General features: G+C 39.4%; 17 protein-coding genes. 10 read left to right on the forward strand and 7 right to left on the reverse strand.

Annotation, left to right across the window (positions count from 1 at the left end; translation table 11 throughout):
• Window positions 1-140 precede the first annotated feature (140 nt).
• The 5 genes from GARC_RS23520 to aroQ form a co-directional block, all read right to left on the reverse strand.
• Entirely contained in the window at window positions 141-905 is a 765-nt protein-coding gene (locus tag GARC_RS23520) for a 3-keto-disaccharide hydrolase (protein WP_007625291.1), read from the reverse strand.
• Window positions 906-1,221: 316 nt separating this feature from the next.
• Window positions 1,222-2,100 carry a 50S ribosomal protein L11 methyltransferase gene (gene prmA, locus GARC_RS23525; protein WP_007625292.1) on the reverse strand — a complete coding sequence of 293 codons (879 nt, stop codon included), beginning with the start codon at window positions 2,098-2,100 and terminating at the stop codon, window positions 1,222-1,224.
• 126 nt (window positions 2,101-2,226) lie between these two features.
• Entirely contained in the window at window positions 2,227-3,576 is a 1,350-nt protein-coding gene (gene accC, locus GARC_RS23530; RefSeq protein ID WP_007625293.1) for an acetyl-CoA carboxylase biotin carboxylase subunit, read from the reverse strand.
• 13 nt (window positions 3,577-3,589) lie between these two features.
• Window positions 3,590-4,045 (reverse strand): acetyl-CoA carboxylase biotin carboxyl carrier protein, encoded by a 456-nt coding sequence (gene accB, locus GARC_RS23535; protein WP_007625294.1) that lies wholly within the window; start codon window positions 4,043-4,045, stop codon window positions 3,590-3,592.
• A 10-nt stretch (window positions 4,046-4,055) separates the two neighbouring features.
• Window positions 4,056-4,496, reverse strand: coding sequence for a type II 3-dehydroquinate dehydratase (aroQ, locus tag GARC_RS23540; protein ID WP_007625295.1), 441 nt, complete (start codon window positions 4,494-4,496; stop codon window positions 4,056-4,058).
• 233 nt (window positions 4,497-4,729) lie between these two features.
• Between aroQ and GARC_RS23545 the strand changes: the two genes are divergently transcribed.
• The 3 genes from GARC_RS23545 (at window position 4,730) to GARC_RS23555 (ending at window position 10,673) form a co-directional block, all read left to right on the forward strand.
• Complete coding sequence (locus GARC_RS23545; RefSeq protein ID WP_007625296.1) at window positions 4,730-5,320, forward strand: acyl carrier protein phosphodiesterase; 591 nt, start codon at window positions 4,730-4,732, stop codon at window positions 5,318-5,320.
• A gap of 24 nt (window positions 5,321-5,344) precedes the next feature.
• Entirely contained in the window at window positions 5,345-5,974 is a 630-nt protein-coding gene (gene upp / locus GARC_RS23550; protein ID WP_007625298.1) for a uracil phosphoribosyltransferase, read from the forward strand.
• Window positions 5,975-6,206: 232 nt separating this feature from the next.
• Window positions 6,207-10,673, forward strand: a complete 4,467-nt coding sequence (locus tag GARC_RS23555) for an EAL domain-containing protein (RefSeq protein ID WP_007625300.1) — start codon at window positions 6,207-6,209, stop codon at window positions 10,671-10,673.
• 9 nt (window positions 10,674-10,682) lie between these two features.
• Here GARC_RS23555 and GARC_RS23560 read toward each other — a convergent pair whose 3' ends face one another.
• Complete coding sequence (locus GARC_RS23560; RefSeq protein ID WP_007625302.1) at window positions 10,683-11,399, reverse strand: M23 family metallopeptidase; 717 nt, start codon at window positions 11,397-11,399, stop codon at window positions 10,683-10,685.
• Window positions 11,400-11,519: 120 nt separating this feature from the next.
• Complete coding sequence (locus tag GARC_RS23565) at window positions 11,520-13,337, reverse strand: protein-disulfide reductase DsbD (RefSeq protein WP_007625304.1); 1,818 nt, start codon at window positions 13,335-13,337, stop codon at window positions 11,520-11,522.
• A gap of 380 nt (window positions 13,338-13,717) precedes the next feature.
• Between GARC_RS23565 and GARC_RS23570 the strand changes: the two genes are divergently transcribed.
• From GARC_RS23570 to GARC_RS23600, 7 genes are read left to right on the forward strand one after another with little or no spacing between them, the layout of a single operon-like run.
• Window positions 13,718-14,224 carry an FxsA family protein gene (locus tag GARC_RS23570; RefSeq protein ID WP_039990437.1) on the forward strand — a complete coding sequence of 169 codons (507 nt, stop codon included), beginning with the start codon at window positions 13,718-13,720 and terminating at the stop codon, window positions 14,222-14,224.
• A gap of 43 nt (window positions 14,225-14,267) precedes the next feature.
• Complete coding sequence (locus tag GARC_RS27115; protein WP_007625309.1) at window positions 14,268-14,945, forward strand: tetratricopeptide repeat protein; 678 nt, start codon at window positions 14,268-14,270, stop codon at window positions 14,943-14,945.
• A gap of 57 nt (window positions 14,946-15,002) precedes the next feature.
• Window positions 15,003-15,677: a response regulator gene (locus GARC_RS23580; RefSeq protein ID WP_007625311.1), complete on the forward strand. Its 675-nt coding sequence runs from the start codon at window positions 15,003-15,005 to the stop codon at window positions 15,675-15,677.
• A gap of 2 nt (window positions 15,678-15,679) precedes the next feature.
• Window positions 15,680-17,005 (forward strand): ATP-binding protein, encoded by a 1,326-nt coding sequence (locus GARC_RS23585; RefSeq protein ID WP_007625312.1) that lies wholly within the window; start codon window positions 15,680-15,682, stop codon window positions 17,003-17,005.
• A gap of 4 nt (window positions 17,006-17,009) precedes the next feature.
• Entirely contained in the window at window positions 17,010-17,369 is a 360-nt protein-coding gene (locus tag GARC_RS23590; RefSeq protein WP_039990440.1) for a cupredoxin domain-containing protein, read from the forward strand.
• Complete coding sequence (locus GARC_RS23595) at window positions 17,359-18,138, forward strand: hypothetical protein (RefSeq protein ID WP_007625317.1); 780 nt, start codon at window positions 17,359-17,361, stop codon at window positions 18,136-18,138. The genes GARC_RS23590 and GARC_RS23595 overlap by 11 nt, the downstream gene beginning before the upstream one ends.
• Window positions 18,135-18,842 carry a hypothetical protein gene (locus GARC_RS23600; protein ID WP_007625319.1) on the forward strand — a complete coding sequence of 236 codons (708 nt, stop codon included), beginning with the start codon at window positions 18,135-18,137 and terminating at the stop codon, window positions 18,840-18,842. Before GARC_RS23595 ends, GARC_RS23600 begins: the two co-directional genes overlap by 4 nt.
• Window positions 18,843-18,855: the final 13 nt, after the last annotated feature.

Here is an 18,855-nt window from a genome sequence, read left to right on the forward strand (position 1 = left end):
GAACAAGCAAGGGTAAATAAAGCCTCAGACTGTAACAAAAGATGAAAAAAAACCTTTTAGTTTGTTGATGCTGTAGGAATCGCTGAGTTAGCCTAACTCAATCAATAATAAAAAATTAGCGATCATCATCTTAATTGTTTTTACAATTTTCTTAACCAAATATTGCGAAAGCTTACTGGGTTGCCATGATCCTGTAAACGAATGGAGTCACAACCATGGGCATTATAAACTGGCGCGCCAATCCAAGCTGTAACACCTTGAATTTCTACATTATTTTGTACCAAGATACCGTTATGTAAGGCCGTCATTTTTGCTTTTGACTTTAGTTTTCCGGCATCATCAAATACTGGTGCGGTGTAGATAATGTCATAACTTTGCCATTCACCCGGCGCCTTAGTGGCATTGACCAAAGGAATATGTTGTTTATACACGGCGCCAGCCTGACCGTTGGCATAAGTTTTATTATTATAGGAGTCGAGTATTTGGATTTCGTAACGCTGTTGAAAAAAAACGCCGCTGTTATTGCGGTTTTGACCCGTTAACAATTCACCATTTTTATTCGTAATTTGGATAGGCATTTTCCATTCAATATGTAATTGCACATCACAAAAGGTCTGTTTGGTTTTAATATCACCAGTACCAGCTACCACAGTCATAGCTGAGTCTTTAAGCAACCATTTAGCCTCTCCTTCTTTAGCACTTTGCCATTGATTTAATGATTTACCATCAAACAATACCGTTGCATCCGAGGGGATATTGTTGTTATCAACAGTGACGACCTCTGGTGTAGGCTCCCAAACCTCTGTTACTTCAGCTTTTTGCCAAGGTTCCATTTCTGCTGCTGTGATTACCAATGGACAAATTAAGCTGCCAATAAGTAACGATAATTTTAATTTAATTTGCATTTTTTTACCCCTTGTTGAATTGTACTGGGTTAACCCGCCTATTTAGCAACAGGCCATTTGAATACCAAACTGACCCTTAGATACCGCGAACGCCAACCTATACTTCATAACATTAACAAAACCCTAGTTGCATAAGCGTACAGAACTAACATAAAAAAACTCGGCTAACACTGCCACTATTTCCACGCGAGTCATTTTTCTAAGGGAGACTTTTGCAAGGAAGGATCAATACATCAATGCCTCATAGGCACTGATGCTAAGCACTATTGAACTTTGCAGTAAGATTTCTATAACATCTAACAACTAAATTTTCAGTCTATTTTTTAACCCCAGATACCCTAGCCCATTCACCGTCAATGGCTATGGCTTGCATATCAAAAATATCGCTATACAAGACATTAATCTCTTCTGCCTGATTATCTAAGATACCCGACAACACCAACTTCCCACCGGGTTTACAATAAGCTGAGATAACCTGTTTTAACTCTCTTATTGGAGCAGCCAAAATATTGGCAAGTACCACATCAGCCTGAAGCTCTGGTTGATGTTCTGGAAGATACAACTCAATTTTTTCGCCGACATCATTGCGATTAGCATTGTCTTGGCTAGCCAGTAAGGCCTGTGGATCAATATCAATGCCTACCACACGTTTAGCACCTAATTTAAGGGCAGCAATACCCAAAATGCCTGAACCACAACCAAAATCGACAACTGTAGCTTCGGAAAGCTCTAAACCATCTAGCCATCTTAGGCACAAACTGGTCGTTGGGTGTGTGCCAGTGCCAAAGGCTAAACCAGGATCGAGCATCACATTCACTGCGTTTGGATCGGGTACATCACGCCAGCTAGGACAAATCCATAACCGCTTGCCAAATTGCATGGGATGGAAATTTACCATCCATTCTCTTTCCCAATCTTTGTCTTCTAGTTGATCTAACTTGTGATTGAAGTTTTTGCCTAAAATTTTTGACTTGCTCAGCTGACTAATAACCCGTGACATATCGTATTGTGCGTCATATAGCCCCACTATTTGCGTATCTGGCCATAACATCACTTCACCGGGTTTAGGCTCATACATAGGTGTGTCTTTGGCATCGACAAAAGTCACTGCTTGCGCGCCATTAGCCGATAACATCTCGCCAATTTGTTCTGCGTATTCAGCTTGGCTATTAATTTTTAGTTGGATCCAGGGCATTAACAAACTCAATATTAAAAATTTTAACCAGTATACCATCGGTATTAAATTGGCGGCAGTTATACGCAGCCAAAAAAAAGAGCGCTAAGCGCTCTTTTTATCCATAGTTGTTATTTTAACTACGGCTTAATGACCACCCATACCTAGTTTTTTCTCTAGATAGTGAATATTTGCTCCACCAGCAGCGAAGGCCTCATCTGCCATAATGCTTTTCTGCAAATCAATATTGGTTTTAATGCCACCAATAACCAATTCGTCTAACGCATGACGCATTCGGGAAATTGCAACTTCTCTGGTCTCACCATAAGTAATCAACTTACCAATCATCGAATCGTAATATGGAGGTACTACGTAATCATTGTATATATGTGAATCCCACCTAACTCCTAAGCCACCGGGCGAATGAAACTTGGTGATCCTGCCAGGACTTGGAATAAAGGTTTTTGAATCTTCGGCATTAATACGACATTCAATTGCATGACCTTTTACATGTACCTGATCTTGAGTGATAGACAACTTTTGTCCTGCAGCTACTCGCAGTTGCTCTTTGATTAAGTCAATACCGGTGATCATTTCCGATACTGGATGCTCAACCTGAATACGGGTATTCATTTCAATGAAATAAAATTCGCCATTTTCAAACAAAAACTCAAAAGTTCCTGCACCACGATAGTTAATATCAATACAAGCTTGGCAACACCTTGCGCCAATTGCTGCGCGCATTTCTGGAGTAATACCCGGCGCTGGCGCCTCTTCTACTACTTTTTGGTGACGGCGTTGCATAGAACAGTCACGCTCACCTAAGTGAATAGCGTTACCTTGACCATCAGCCAGTATTTGAATTTCCACATGACGAGGGTTTTCAAGGAATTTTTCCATGTATACCACATCATTGTTAAATGCTGCACCGGCTTCACTTTTAGTCATGGCAATAGATGAAATAAGTTCATCTTCACTGCGTACCACACGCATACCACGACCACCACCACCACCAGCGGCTTTCACAATAATGGGGTAACCTATTCCTTGAGCAAGTTCTTTGTTTCGCGCTTCGTTTTCACCCAAAGGTCCATCAGATCCGGGCACACAAGGTACACCTGCTTTTTTCATAGATCTAATCGCTGAAACTTTATCACCCATTAGATTAATAGTGTCGGCGGTTGGGCCTATAAAAGTAAAACCACTTTTTTCAACGGCTTCAGCAAAGTCAGCGTTTTCGGCTAAAAATCCATAACCGGGATGAATGGCATCTGCATCAGTTATTTCAGCAGCTGCGATTATACGAGGAATATTAAGATAACTCTCTGTAGCCGACGCTTTACCGATACAAATAGTTTCATCAGCTAACAATACATGTTTGAGTGACTCGTCGGCAGTCGAATGCACTGCCACAGTCTTAATGCCTAACTCTTTACAGGCACGCAAAATCCGCAGGGCAATTTCGCCGCGATTTGCAATAAGGACTTTTTTTAACATTGGCATAGACCTTTTATTCAATCACAAACATAGGTTGGTCGAATTCTACAGGATCTTGATTTTCTACTAAAATTTGTTTGATAACACCAGATTTGTCAGACTCAATCTGATTCATCATTTTCATCGCTTCTATTATACAAAGCGTGTCGCCCACATTTACTTTTTGGCCTACTTCTACAAAAGACTTAGCACCCGGAGAAGAAGAACGATAGAAAGTACCCACCATAGGCGAACACATAATGTGGCCACTTATCACTGGTGCAGCTTCAGCAACGGGCGCTGCTTGAGCTACAGGTGCTGCTGCGGGTGCTAATTGTGGTTGTGGTGCAAATTGCATAGGTGCAGCCATCTGTGCCGCAGTGACACCACGGTGAATACGCACCGACTCTTCACCTTCAGTAATTTCTAACTCAGATATGCCAGACTCTTCCACTAGCTCTATCAACTTTTTGATTTTACGTATATCCATTTTTTTCTCTCTAATTAGTCTTAGTTAAATATTGTTTGGCCGCTGTTAAAGCGAATTCGTAACCTTGTGCGCCTAATCCACAAATTACCCCTTGGGCAATGTCGGATAGATAAGAATGTTGTCTGAACGCTTCTCTGGCATGTACATTAGATAAATGCACTTCAATAAAAGGAATAGACACACTCAAAAGCGCGTCTCTTAATGCAATTGAGGTATGAGTAAATGCACCGGGGTTGATGACAATAAAGTCAATTTGTTCAAAGGCATTATGGATCGCCTCAATTAACTCGTGTTCAGCATTTGACTGTACGTGAGTTAAACTCAAACCAATTGACTCAGCATAAGTGTTTAGCTGACTGACAATTTGTTGTAGATTTTGTGAGCCATAAGTTGCGGGCTCGCGTTTACCCAACATGTTCAGGTTTGGGCCATTGATGACTAATACTTTCACTGGTTCGCCATGTTAATTTGTAATCTTCCTATTTAGTGTTTTCTCATATAGAAAACAACATTTTAAAATTATTTTTCGTACAATAAACGCACAATAATTTAAATTATTCATCCATTATAGAGAGCAAATAGAAATTAGCAGCAAAATACTGGTCTTATCAGCGAAGATTGCTGCAAAGTTAACGAATTTTATGTTTTTATACTGGTGTTAATCTACCACTGTGTTGATCAAATTTGAACTATATTGCGCATATTCATATTGGTGCTCATACCAAAACCAATCTCCTAGGCAATTTTTTAGGTGATTTTGTTAAAGGTAGCCAGCTAACTCATTTGCCTTTTGAACTTGAGCAAGGGATCCGCCTGCATAGAAGCGTGGATGTGTTTACCGACTCGCATCCTCTAATTATTGAAGCAAAACAATTGTTCCCTAGAGACATTCGTCGAATGGCCGGTGTAGTGCTGGATATCTACTTTGATTATTTACTTATGAGTACCTGGGCGCAATACTCTAATACTGATTTCAATAGTATTTTTAATGAGTTTTATCTACAACTTGAGCAATTTTCGCTGCCCAAAGATCCCTACTTCAGTAAATTATCAGAACACTTAATCACCCACCAATGGTTAAATAAGTATATGAAGCTTGAAACCTGTTTACGGGCTTTCTTGAGTATTGAAAACCGTCTAAACAACAAAGTTATATTTGCTGATAAAGCACAATTATTTTTACATCAAAATAGTGAATTCCTTGAGTCTAGATTTCATCAGTTCTATCCTGAGTGTCTTGAACATGGAATGAAGTATATTCAGTCCTACAAATAAACACCTTAATTGCGAGAAAAAACAATGGCCGTACACGAAATTCACCACCCCCTCATTCACCACAAAATAGGCTTAATGCGGGAACGAGGTATCAGTAGTAAAGATTTCAGAGAGTTAGCCGGTGAAGTGGGCAACCTACTAACCTATGAGGCCACAAGAGAGCTGCAAACTGAAGATGTTGAAACCACGGCTTGGAATGGGCAAAAAATATTCATAAAAAAGATAAAAGGTAAAAAAATAACTGTAGTACCAATTTTACGTGCAGGTTTAGGTATGTTAGACGGAGTATTGAGACTTATTCCTAATGCAAAAATTAGCGTAGTCGGATTGTATCGTGATGAAGAAACCCTGCAACCCGTAGCCTATTTTGACAAAGTAGTTAAAGATGCGTCGAAACGCACTGCGTTAATAGTTGATCCCATGTTAGCTACAGGAGGAACACTTATCGCAACCATCGATCTACTCAAACAAAAAGGCTGTAAACAGATTATGGGACTCTTTTTGGTTGCGGCCCCGGAGGGTTTACAAGCAGTTCAAGATGCACATCCAGACGTAGAAATTTACACCGCAGCAATAGACGAAAAGCTCAATGAGAGTGGTTACATTTTACCTGGATTAGGTGATGCAGGTGACAAAATTTTTGGCACTAGATAAATACTGTAATAAAAGGTGTTTTCTTATAAAACCTATGGAAGCAACAGCTTAGACATTCTGAAATGAAAGGTATACTAGTGTATAAAGCAGTGTCTTTAATTTTTGTGTTTGAACGTAGATAAATATGCATCTATACAAATCGATAAATAGTCGCGATCTTGGGTCAAAGAAGTATTATCTTTTTTTTATTCTATTATTACTGCTCATTTCATTTGTTAGTAAAAGTACGCCTTTGATCCAAGATCCAACATTTACTCGTTTATCAACAGAAAATGGTTTATCTCAAAATACTGTCAATACACTAATACTAGATAACGAAGGCTTTTTGTGGCTTGGAACCGAAGAGGGATTAAACCGATTTGATGGCTATCAAAACCAGCATGTAAGCGGTCCAAACAACGAATTTAATGATGCGCCCATAAATTACTTGTTTCAAGATTCCAAAAGAAACCTATGGATTAGCGACTCTATCCATGGCGTTCATCAATATGATCTTGAGAGTAATACAGCCAAGCTCGTTATTAATTTAGGTTTGAGGCGTGATAATCAACTAACCCAAATAGCCAATTACATCAATGAAGATAAAGATGGAAATATATTGTTCTCAATGGAAGAGGGGATTTTTTCCTATTCATACGTCACCGATAAACTTACTACTGAGTATTCGTTATCAGATGAAATGATTGATAATGGGAATTTCATCAGAACCCATCTGTTGTCACAAAACATTCTTTTTATTGGGACAGCTGATGGTTTATATGCTTCTGTAAGAGGAAGCAACAAGCACCTATTAATTAACCATGTGCAATCTGTCACACCAACAACAGATAACTTGAATGTAAAAATGCTGTATGCCGACGACCAAGATACATTATGGATTGGAACAGTTGAGGGATTATTTAGTTTACCACTTTCACAAGTGAGGGAATTTGTACTTGGAACGCGCCCTTCTCCTGTAGCAAAACTACACTTTGAGAGTCGAAATATATGGGGATTAGCGAGCCTAAATAGCGACTTATTTTATATAGCGACAGATAAAGGACTATACAGCTACCAAAAAGAAAGTGAGCAGTTACAGCAGCTATTTTTACCCACTGACAGTCGAGACTTTATGGCTAGCGACGTATTAAAAGGTCTGGTCATAGACGGTAATAATAACCTTTGGATTGGCTCTGAAGATGATGGTGCGATTTACTGGTCACCGAGAACCACACTTTTTAATAACGTTTATAACACTAGGGGTGGCAGAGATGAAAAGGTTCTCAGTCACAACAATATTTGGAGTATCCACCAGCAAGATGAAAACTCTTTATGGGTTGGCACTCGAAATGGTCTTAATTTATTTAATCTTGCAGATGGTACAACTCAAAGTTTTTTAGTATCCGATGACGAAAAAGCGCAATATTCATCATCATCAATTAGTAATATCGAAGCAGGTAAGCTTAACCAATTATGGTTGAGTACCGCAGATGGGATTATACAATTTGACAGTAAAACGGGTAAAACGTATCCGCTGAAGGTAAATAGTGTAGAAGATGAAGTTATTCTAAAATCAGACATTTGGGATATCATTTCTACTCCAGAAGGCGAGCTTTTATTGGTATCTGGCGCCGGGTTTTTCCGTTATTCACCAGACACTGGTAAAGTCAATAATATCGAACAGTTGTCAGTATCGATTGATTCACGCAGTTCAGTTGGCTTCATTAAAGGCGTAAAGCCAAAAACAACTCTAATCAGCGTCTATGGGCAATTATGGGAAATGGATAATACCACCACCCAAGTAACCTTGATCCATGAAACACCTTTACAGCAATTAAAAGCAGAAATTTACCCCAGTGATGTATTAATAGACGCTCATAACATTATGTGGATAACCTATCCAGGTTATGGACTAGTGGGAATTGATGGAACAACCCATGAACAGAAATTTTTTTATAATAAACAAAACTTACTACCGAATAATTCAATTTTCGATATGCAACAAGATTCAAAAGGCAATATTTGGTTAGGCTCTAACTCTGGGTTAATTAAATTTTCACCTCAAAACCATCAAATACAAAAATATGACCAAGAACAAGGTTTAGCCACCAGTGAGTTTAATTCAGAAACCAGTTTAACGCTCTTAGATGGTCGTATGGTTTATGGCTCACCAAAAGGTCTTATCTTTTTTGATCCACTTAAAGTAAATGTAAAAAAGAATAATAACATTAGAGTCGCAATTACCAATTTAATACTGGTATCTAATGATTTAGTGATGCCTTTTTCAAATCTAGACGGCCAATCAATTGAACTCACTCATGAAGATGTAGGCCTTTCCATTCATTTTTCTACCCTTGAGTTCCAAAATCAAAAAGATATCAGATATCAATATCAATTGAGTGGCAGCAATAACTTGGTTTATCCGATTACCACACGCCCTGAAGTGATGTTCCCTAAGCTAGACCCGGGTCAATATGTTTTCTCGGTCTTGGCATTTAATCCAGAAAGCGGCACTAAGTCCAAGCCAGCTACGATTAACATCAAAGTAAATTATGCTCCTTGGGCGTCTCCAATTGCGTACACCTTTTATTCTTTGATTTGTTTAATTGCCTTGCTGTTTCTCTGGCAATACCGCCGCGCCCAAAATTTACGCTTACATAAGGCGCATCAGGATGCTATCCAAAGTAAGGACAAATTGACCCTTGCTTTAAACGCAAGTAACAGCGGAATTTGGGAGTTTCAGACTGAACAGGACATATTTTTTGTGTCTAGGTTAGGGGATGAACTCTCAAGTAAAAAAACCATGAGCTTTGAAGATCACCTTTCTCTAATTCACAATAAAGATAAAGTTCTTTACAGATCAGCATGGCATGACTTTTTAGCTGACAATAACGCTGAGCTAGACATCACCTACAGAATGTCCACCAAAGATAAAACCTGGTTATGGTTCCGCGATGTTGGCAAAGTGGTCGAGACTAACAAAGCGGGTAAGCCACTGCTGTTAACTGGCACTTACACTAACATTACAGAAACGGTTGCCGTTCAGGAAAACCTGCGTTTGTTTGGTGAGGCTTTCAAACATACTTTAGATTGGGTCATTATCTATAACCATAAATATTATCCAATCGCTTTCAACGATGCCTTTAAGAAATATTTTGATATAAATGATGATGTTTCAGCCCCAAAAAAACTGGCCAAACTACTCAAAATACAAACATCTGAGACTGCAATGTTTTGGAAAAAACTGCTTACGTTTGAAGCAGGTCAGCATTGGCAAGAAGAAGACAAAGTACTTTTACCTAACGGTATTACCCTCGACATCATGGTGCATTTACATGCAGTAGCAAGTGTCCATGATAAAAACAAGGTAGAACATTTTTTAGTCATTATTTCCGATATCACTGAACAAAAAGCCGCAGAAGCAAAACTTTTAGCTTTAGCAAATTATGACTCTCTTACCGGTTTACCTAACCGAACCTTATTGTTAGATAGAATTGATAGAGGCTTAGAACACGCCCGTAGAAACACTAAAAGTATGGCCATATTTTTTATCGATCTGGATAAATTTAAGCAAGTAAATGACAGCCTAGGACATAAAGCAGGCGACGAGCTACTGGTTATTATTGCTAAACGACTTGGAGACAAGCTGCGTAAAGAGGATACAGTTGCACGCTTAGGAGGGGACGAATTCGTCATTATGATAGAAGATGTCACCTCAGCAGAAGCCATCAGTGCTTTAGTGACCGAGATTAGCGATATAATTGATATACCCGTGACCTTAAGCTCACAAAGCGTGAGTGTGTCTTCTAGTATTGGCATTGCCATGTACCCAGGCGATGGCCTTAGTGCAGAAGAACTGCTCAAAAATGCAGATATCGCCATGTATCATGCTAAAGCACAAGGCAGAAGTAACTTTCAATTTTTCACTCAAGAAATGGATGAATTGGTGAAAGGTAGGCTGAAATTGGAAAACCAGTTAAAGAAAGCACATCAAGACAAAAAATTTGAAAATTACTACCAACCCATTTTGAATACTCAGACGCAAAAAATTGAAGGCTTTGAAATTTTAATGCGCTGGCCGACTCGCAATGGCATGGTGTCCCCAGATACATTTATTCCAGTTTCAGAAGAACTTGGATTAATAGAACATATGACGTTAGACGCTTTTGAAAGGGCGATGCCAGTACTAAATGAATTGCGCCGCGGCGGATTTAATGGATATCTTTCGGTAAACTTATCGGCTAAACATTTCGATAATCAATATTCAATTGATAAGATTATTTTCCTTTTAGAACAACACAAAATACCGGTAACAGCCATACGTTTTGAGATTACTGAAAGTGCCTTGATGCGTGATTACGAAAAAGCACTCATTTACATGACTCAAATACAGCAAAAAGGCTTTTTAATCGCTCTAGATGATTTTGGTACTGGCTTTTCATCTCTTAAATACTTAAAAGAGTTCCCAATTAATATTATCAAAGTAGATAAAAGTTTCGTTGATGACATAGGTAAAAATCTAAACAATGAAGCCATTATCCTCACGACTTTAAGTATGGCTAAGCAATTAAAAATGAGCTGCGTAGCTGAAGGCATAGAAACCATTGAACAGGTCGAATTTTTCAAAAAGAATCAATGTCAGCATTTACAAGGTTATTACTTTTCTAAACCTGTGCCGGCAGCAGATATTTCAGCACTACTAGAAAAAACTTGGGAGTAACCAAATTCTTTATTCAAACTCAAAAGGCAATGATTGATACTTGCCAAAGGGTTTAGCGTGATAAACCGCAAAATGTAAATGTGGTAAAGAGGAAAACCCAGTGTTTCCCGAGTAACCTATTTTTTGCCCAGCACTAACGCGCTCACCTAGCGTCACTACAACACCATGTTGTTTCAGATGATAATATTCACCGGTAGTATCATCTGCATGTAAAATCACCACATAATTGGCATATTTAGCGTATTTCCGATTAGCTCCCCCTCGTGTATGCTGCTCAACCAAATCTATCACTACCCCTGCCCTTGCAGCATAAATGGGTGTGCCAATAGGCATGGCAAAGTCAACCGCATACTTTGATGCACCACTATGGCTGTACCTACCTCCAAAACCTTGCACTATGGGGAAATGCTCACCTTGCGCATAAGGATATTGATAAATTATATCTCCTTGATGCACAGCTAACATATTGCCAGGAGTCCAATAAAAAGATTCGTCATACCAAATTTTTCTATGAATGTTTATGGGCTGTAATTCGAGCACTTTAATTCTTTGATGTCCTTGCAGGACTTGGCTAACTATGTGTTGTCGTTGATTGGTTGCAGAGGTTTTTAAATTACTGGTATCCACTTCTAAGGTCACAGTCACCACAAAAGGCTTTTTATTGTATAACCAGTAACTAACCTGTTGGTTTTTCTCTATTTTCTCAACACAAGCCCAATCATCCATGCAATAGTTACCTGTACCCGCTATGGTGCTACGGGTAACAAATACACAAATGATTATTGCAAAATATTTAGCTATTAAACGCAATAAGTTATGACGGCACACAGTTACGCCAAACTCAGATTACTTTGAAAACAGACTATTGATATGTTGGGCAAAAGGTTCAGCTCGCATAAAACCTGTCACTCTAGCGGTGCTCACTTCTTGCCCTTGTAGATCAAAGAACATAATAGTGGGTAACCCTAGTACAGAAAAACGTTCTTGAAACTCAAAATTTGCATCATTGCTATCGGTAAGATCAATCTGCATCAACACAGTGTTACTTAATGCTTTGACTACCTTTTCATCTGGGAAAGTGTATTTTTCAAACTCCTTACATGCCACGCACCAATCTGCATAAAGATCTAACATCACTGTTTGATCTTGCCCATTAGCCTCTGCTAGAGCTTGGTTGAAGTCTTCTAAACTACTGACTTTAAGAAATTCTGGATGTTCGGCTAAGTTATTTTTGGCTGCTTGCCCAGGTGTATCGCTATACCCTATTGCACTGATGGTTTGATATCCATAACCAGCAGAAACGAACAATCCAATAAAGATCAATAACGCACGAAGGCCCTTATAAAAAGTGGTCTGAGTGTTTTGATTCATCACGTAAAAATAAGTGAAAGTGGTTAAACCTAGCAGCGCCCAAGCGATGTCTGTTGCATAATGAGTGACTAAACGTTCTACAAACATGATAGCAACCGCCAACATCATAAAACCAAATGTAACCTTAACCACGTTCATCCAGCTACCTGCTTTAGGTAACAATTTACCACCGGTAATACCGAATAAAATTAATGGAATACCCATGCCTAAGCTCAGCACATAGAGCGCACTGAACCCCAAGACTAGATCACCACTTTGGGCGATAAATAGTAAAATTCCAGTTAAAGGTGCAGTAGTACAAGGTGATGCCACTAAACCAGAAATTGCGCCCATTGCCAACACGCCCAAGTAACTGCCACTGGTTTGTTTATTGCTCATTGCATTGAGCTTTTCTTGCCATGAAGAAGGCAACTGCAACTCATAGGCACCAAACATCACCACGGCCAACAATACAAAAACCACAATCAAAGCGATTAAAATAGCCGGATGTTGTAAACCTGCCTGAAACTGCACGCCTGCCGAAGCCACAATCAACCCCAACAACGAATACGTAATCGCCATGCCCTGCACATACACAAAAGACAAGGTAAACGCTCGAGAGGTACTAATGGTTTTGCCTTGACCAATCACAATGCCAGATAAAATTGGATACATTGGAAACACACAAGGAGTAAAGGCTAAACCAATACCTAATCCTAAAAATAACAATAAGGTAATAAGCAAGCTCTGCTCACTAGACAATAGATTGGCTAACTCAAACTGCTCTGAAATAGGGGCTTGGGGAGTTGTTTCAGCTGTTGAATTTTTTATTTGCTGATCAGATGTTGCGATTGAGGCTACTCCAACCTGATTTAGATACACCTCTTTGGTAGTTGGCGGATAACACAAGCCGGCATCTGCACAACCCTGATAACGAATTTTAACAATGCCATCTTGTACCGAAGATACTATGGGATAACTGATATCCAGTTGCCCACGAAATACGTCCGATAAGCCAAAAAACTCATCTTCAACTTGCTCGGCAACGGGAAAAACAGGGGTACCTAACTCAGCTTTTTTCGCCACTGTCTTAAACTGCTTTTTATACAAGTAATAGCCGTCTGCTATTTTCCAACTCAAGATGAGTTGATCGCCTTGCTGAGCGAAGTCGAATTGAAACGCTTCATCAACTTTCAAAAATTCTGGTTCTTCAGCAAACAGATCGGCTAAGGGATCAGCATTTTGTGCCAAACTCATAAATGAGGTAAAACAAAAAGAAAGCACTAAAATAAGATATCTAAAACTAAAATTCATCAACAATACTTCTTATATAAAAGGTAACTTGGCACAATGATCGTTATACCTATGAGCCAATAGGGATTTTATAAATTTTAAAGTACAAACCTTAACAAATTATTAAGGCGACATATTTACAAAACACTACTTTGTTTAGAGACCGAACCATAAGTAGTGAAATTTCACTGCTTGGTTAAATTAGCTTAACTTGAAAGATAAACAAGCACTAGCAAACAAACCCATTAGGCAAATTAGGCAACTCTCTGTAACAATACGTAACAATGCATAACAATATATCACTTGGGTTATTGTTTTTAAGTCCCAGTATTATAACAAAGCCAACAGGTCCTATGGTATATGTAAAATTTGTTGCGTATACCCCAATTAACGAGGCATCTTTGTTTAAATTATTTTTATTATTCGCCATATTACCTATCATCGAAATCACCATACTAATCAACGTAGGTGAACAAATTGGTGGTTGGTATACCGTGGCTATCGTTATTGTAACTGCCTTTGCAGGCGCGCAATTAGTCAAACAACAAGGTATCAGTACCTTAATGCAAGCCCAACAAAAAATGCAGGCTGGTACTATGCCTAGTCAAGAGATGGCTGAAGGTTTATTGCTAGTTATTGCTGGCGTGTTGTTAGTTACCCCAGGTTTTATCACAGATGGTATTGGATTTTTATTGAGTTTACCTATGACCCGCCCTCTTATCGCCAAGGGGTTAGTCAAACATTTATCCATCAAAATGGTTAATCCATCTTTTGATGGCGGTTTTGCGCAACACCAGCAACCTCATTCAACAAATCAATCTGACGATATCATCGAGGGTGAATTTGAACATAAAGATAAATCGCCAGTAAACCCAGCACTTAAGGATGACTTAAGAAAACCTGACTAAGCTATATTTTACATTTTCAATAACCTTTAGCAGGTAGGTTCTGATGTTTTGGCGTTGTTTGGTTTTTTTTAGCCTGTTTGTTTGTCTATCAGCTCACAGCTTTGAGCATGACGAGCACGCAGTATCAGAGCTTTATCAAAAATGGTTAGCACTGCAAGTGCAAGTAAACGAACCTCTACCCAAATTAGTTACCTTAGCTAACCAAGCTGAAACTCTCACTAAACAATACCCTTTGGTCCCGGATTGCTGGGCGTTGCTGGGTATGATAAAAGCCCAACAAGCAAGCTTAGTCAGTGGTCTAGAGGGGCTGAAGTTGGCCAAACAGGCTAAAGATATGTTGCAAAACGCCTTGTCCCTCGATCCTTACGTTTTTTATGGTGTAGCTTACGCCGAGTTAGGTTGGCTTTATCATCGCACCCCAGGTTGGCCATTTTCCTTTGGTAGCGACAAGATGGCAAGACACCTGTTTAACAAAGCCGTTAACATTAACCCAAGAAGCATAGCTGCGAATTTTCGCTACGCAGAATATTGGTTTGACCAAAAAGACTACGCTCAAGCAGAGGCCTTCTATAACGCCACTTTGAAGGCGATTAAACTACATAGCCCAATTGAACCTTACAATCGAGATTGGAGCGAACATAAAAAACAACTCGCAGACCAAATGTTAGTAAAAATACATAATAAAAACATCTACCTAAGTAAGCTTAGCCTTTCAAACTAGATCCCTTTGGGCTACCTTATGGCCTAGAGTAGTGAGACTTTAAATAGAGTTATCAAAATGCGAATTTTATTAGTCGAAGATGATGTGCAATTAGCCAGAGCCCTGCACCAATCTCTACGTTCGGAGGGTTTTACGGCCAATCACGTCACAAATGCTAAGTCTGCTCTGTTGACCATAAAAACCAATGAATGTGACATGTTAATATTGGACTTAGGCTTACCAGATATGGATGGCCTGACATTGCTTAAGAACATTAGGCAGATGAAGGTTAATATCCCAGTTTTGGTACTCACGGCAAGAGACTCAATCGAGGATAAAATTAAGGGATTAGACCAAGGTGCAGATGATTATCTAAGTAAACCATTCGATGTAAACGAACTTATCGCACGTTTACGGGTAATCGAGAGAAGATTGGGTACGGCAACCACTTCAACTATTACAATTGGCGAGGTATGCCTAGATTGCGCTTCACATCAGTTAAGTGTCGCTGGTCAAGTCGTTGAACTGTCACGTAAAGAATTTATGTTATTGAAGGTATTGTTAGAACAAGCCGGTCGAATTCAATCAAGAGAGCAGCTTGAATCTAAGCTATACGAATGGGGTGAAGAGGTTGCAAGTAATGCGATTGAGGTACATATTCACCATTTACGCAAAAAACTCCCCGAAGCTTTTATCAAAACAATCCGCGGAGTAGGTTACAGTGTTAAAACTAACCCAAGTATAGAGGCATAAATTTGTCTATTCGCCGCTATCTAACACTGATTTTGTTATCCGTGATCACATTAGTTACCTTTGCGGCAGCCATTCAGGGGTATCGCAGCAGTATGGTCAAGGCAACCAGTGTATTTGACAATGAATTGCGATCTTTGACCCATGTGTTGATTAATATCACCGACTTGAGTACCCAATCATTAGCACCACAACCTGACGCTGCTTTTATCTACCAAATATGGCAACACAACAGATTAATTGTTAGCTCCCATCCTGAGCTTAAATCCGCTATTAGTGAGTTCAAAAATGAATTTTCTGAGAACAACTTTTTAGCTCAACGTTGGCGAACCTATGGAATTTTTTTAGGATCTGAGAATAAATGGGTGCTGGTTGCACAACCTTTAAACCGGCGTTTTGAGCTAGCAGAACAAATGATCTTGGCAGCTGTCACGCCACTCATATTAAGCATTCCGTTGTTAGCCATTATAATATTTGTATTAGTTAGCACAGGATTGCGGCCACTAAGGCGTTTATCTGACAACCTGCGCGCCAAAAAGGCTGATGACCTTACTCCAATCATCCAGAAAAATCAGCAAAACGAACTCAGCCCAGTATTAGAAACTTTGAATCAATTGTTTGAGCGATTAAACGCAGCATTTTCAAGAGAAAGGCGCTTTGCTTCAGACGCAGCCCATGAATTACGCACCCCACTAAGTGTATTAAAAATCAATGCCCATAACCTAGCGTTAGAGCTTAACAATAACAGTACTACAAACACCAATATGCAATACCTACAACAAGGTATTGAACGTATGAGCCATGTAGTAGAGCAAATTTTATTGTTAAACCGTACCAACCCTGAACAATACCAAGGCCAGTTTAAACCAATAAATACGGCTTCACTTTGCCAAACCGTTATCGCTAGTTTATTCCCGCAAATTGAAGCTAAAAAACAGGAGATTGAACTTCTAGGTCAAGGTGCAAACATTCAAGGCGATGAGTTTTCTCTAGGTATACTGCTGCAAAATTTAATATCCAATGCCAGTAAATACTCACCTGAAGGGTCAATGATTAGAGTCACTTTGAAAAATGTGAATAATCAGGACATTATTCAAGTCGAAGATTCTGGCCCAGGTATTGATAAAACAGAATATCAAAGAGTATTTGAACGTTTTTATCGAATTGGAGGTGATCGTCATGCCAGTAACACTCCGGGATGTGGTTTAGGGCTAGCCATTTCCAAGCATATTGCTGAGCTGCATAATGCCACATTGAAGCTTAGCCGCTCAGAGCAACTATCAGGCTTGTCAGTTGAGCTATTATTGCCACAGGGGCAGTTCAGTGAATAAACCTGTGAATAAAACCTTTGGCTGCGCCGCTTTATTTTTTGGCTTATTTTGTCAGTCCATTTTAGCAGCGGTTCCTGAGTATCATATTCAGCTCAAGGATCATCTGTTTTTCCCCTCGCGTATCATTATACCGGCAAATCAAAAAGTAAAACTGGTGATCGATAATCAAGACAACACACCAGAGGAGTTTGATAGTTTTTCACTAAACCGCGAGAAGGTCATTTTTGCGCATCGTAAAGCAAAAATATTTATTGGCCCTCTAAAGCCAGGAGAATACGGTTTTTTTGGCGAATATAATCCTAATACCGCCCGCGGCACTGTGATTGTTGAGCATTCAAAAAAGGAGTCACCTGATGCTAATTAATACAGTGATTTTGTTTTTGCGCGATGCTTTACCCATTTTTGTACTAGTTGTGTACTTATATGCGCACCTGCCAGCCAGTAAGTTGTGGTTATTCTTTTGCTTGGTAGCTGGAGCCCTGTTGAGCTTGGCATATATCAATCAAATTCATATTATTGGTCAATGGTTTGATGGCAACGGAATTGAATTATCTTTATGGCTGTCGCAATTATTAATCTACTTGTTAACCCTCGTTTTAGGATATGGATTAACTCGCGTTCAGACTTCATATCAATATTTTATGTTTTGGGTAGCGGGCTTAATGATCAGCCTAACCTTAGTGTCTAAAGGCAGTAACTTTATCTTGTACTTTGATGGCTATTTAAATCAAAGCAATGTTCTGCAACCCCTGCTGCTCGGTACTTTTTTGGGTTTAGGCATATGTTTAAGTTTAGCCGTATTGTTGTATTTAGCAGCACAGTGGTTAAAACAACAATTCGGCCCTTGGGCAACATGGTCACTAATACTTGTGTACGTTACTGGCCAACTCGTCAACGCATTACCTTTATTGGTACAGGTCGACCTTATAGATCCATCAGCCATAGCTTGGAGTAGCCAGCATCTTGTTAGCGATGAGTTTGAGTTTGGTCATTTATTTAACGTGTTATTCGGCTATCAGGCTGCACCATCTAATGCCCAAGTGACTGTTTATGTTCTCGCTTTATTGATCCCTTTGGCTATTTTTTATTGGCTTAAGCAACGTTCAGCTTCACAATCAGGTAATAAACAATGAAAGCCTTTTCTCGCCTATCCATCGCGCTTTTTTACTCACTATTTTGCATCTCAGTAAGCTGGGCTGACGGTTTCCCAGTCGACAAGGTGTATCACCCATATGTATTGGCGAATGAACGGGAATTAGAATGGCGTTTAACCTCGAGACAAAACGACGATGGCAATGTACTGGCGCAACGATTTGCTTATGGGCATTCGGTGTCAGAATACCTAACTATTGAAGGTTACATAGTAGGAGAAAGAGACGACACTGGAGATTTTGGTCTGCAAGCTTATGAAATTGAAGCCCGCTGGATGTTAACTGACCAAGGTGAATTATGGGCTGATTGGGGCATGTTATTCGAACTCGAAAAACAACATAGAGAAGATATTTACGAATTTACCAGCGGTTTGTTATTTGAAAAAGAATTTACACAAACCAGTTTAACAATCAACGCATTGCTTGTTTATGAATGGGGTAAAGACATTCAAGATGAATTTGAAACAGAATTTAGACTCAAATATCGTTATAGGTATTTGCCTGCCTTACAACCTTCTATCGAAATCTACACAGGTGAGGATTTTGTGGGTATTGGCCCAGGCTTTATGGGGGTGCATAGATACGAAGGGCAAAAACAACTGAAATGGGAATTAGCCTTTATTGCAGGCTTAAACGGCGACGCTAAAGACCACACTCTAAGGTTTGCACTAGAATATGAATTTTAACCACTCATATCTG

The organism is Paraglaciecola arctica BSs20135 (genome assembly GCF_000314995.1).
GTDB classification, from domain to species: Bacteria; Pseudomonadota; Gammaproteobacteria; order Enterobacterales; family Alteromonadaceae; genus Paraglaciecola; species Paraglaciecola arctica.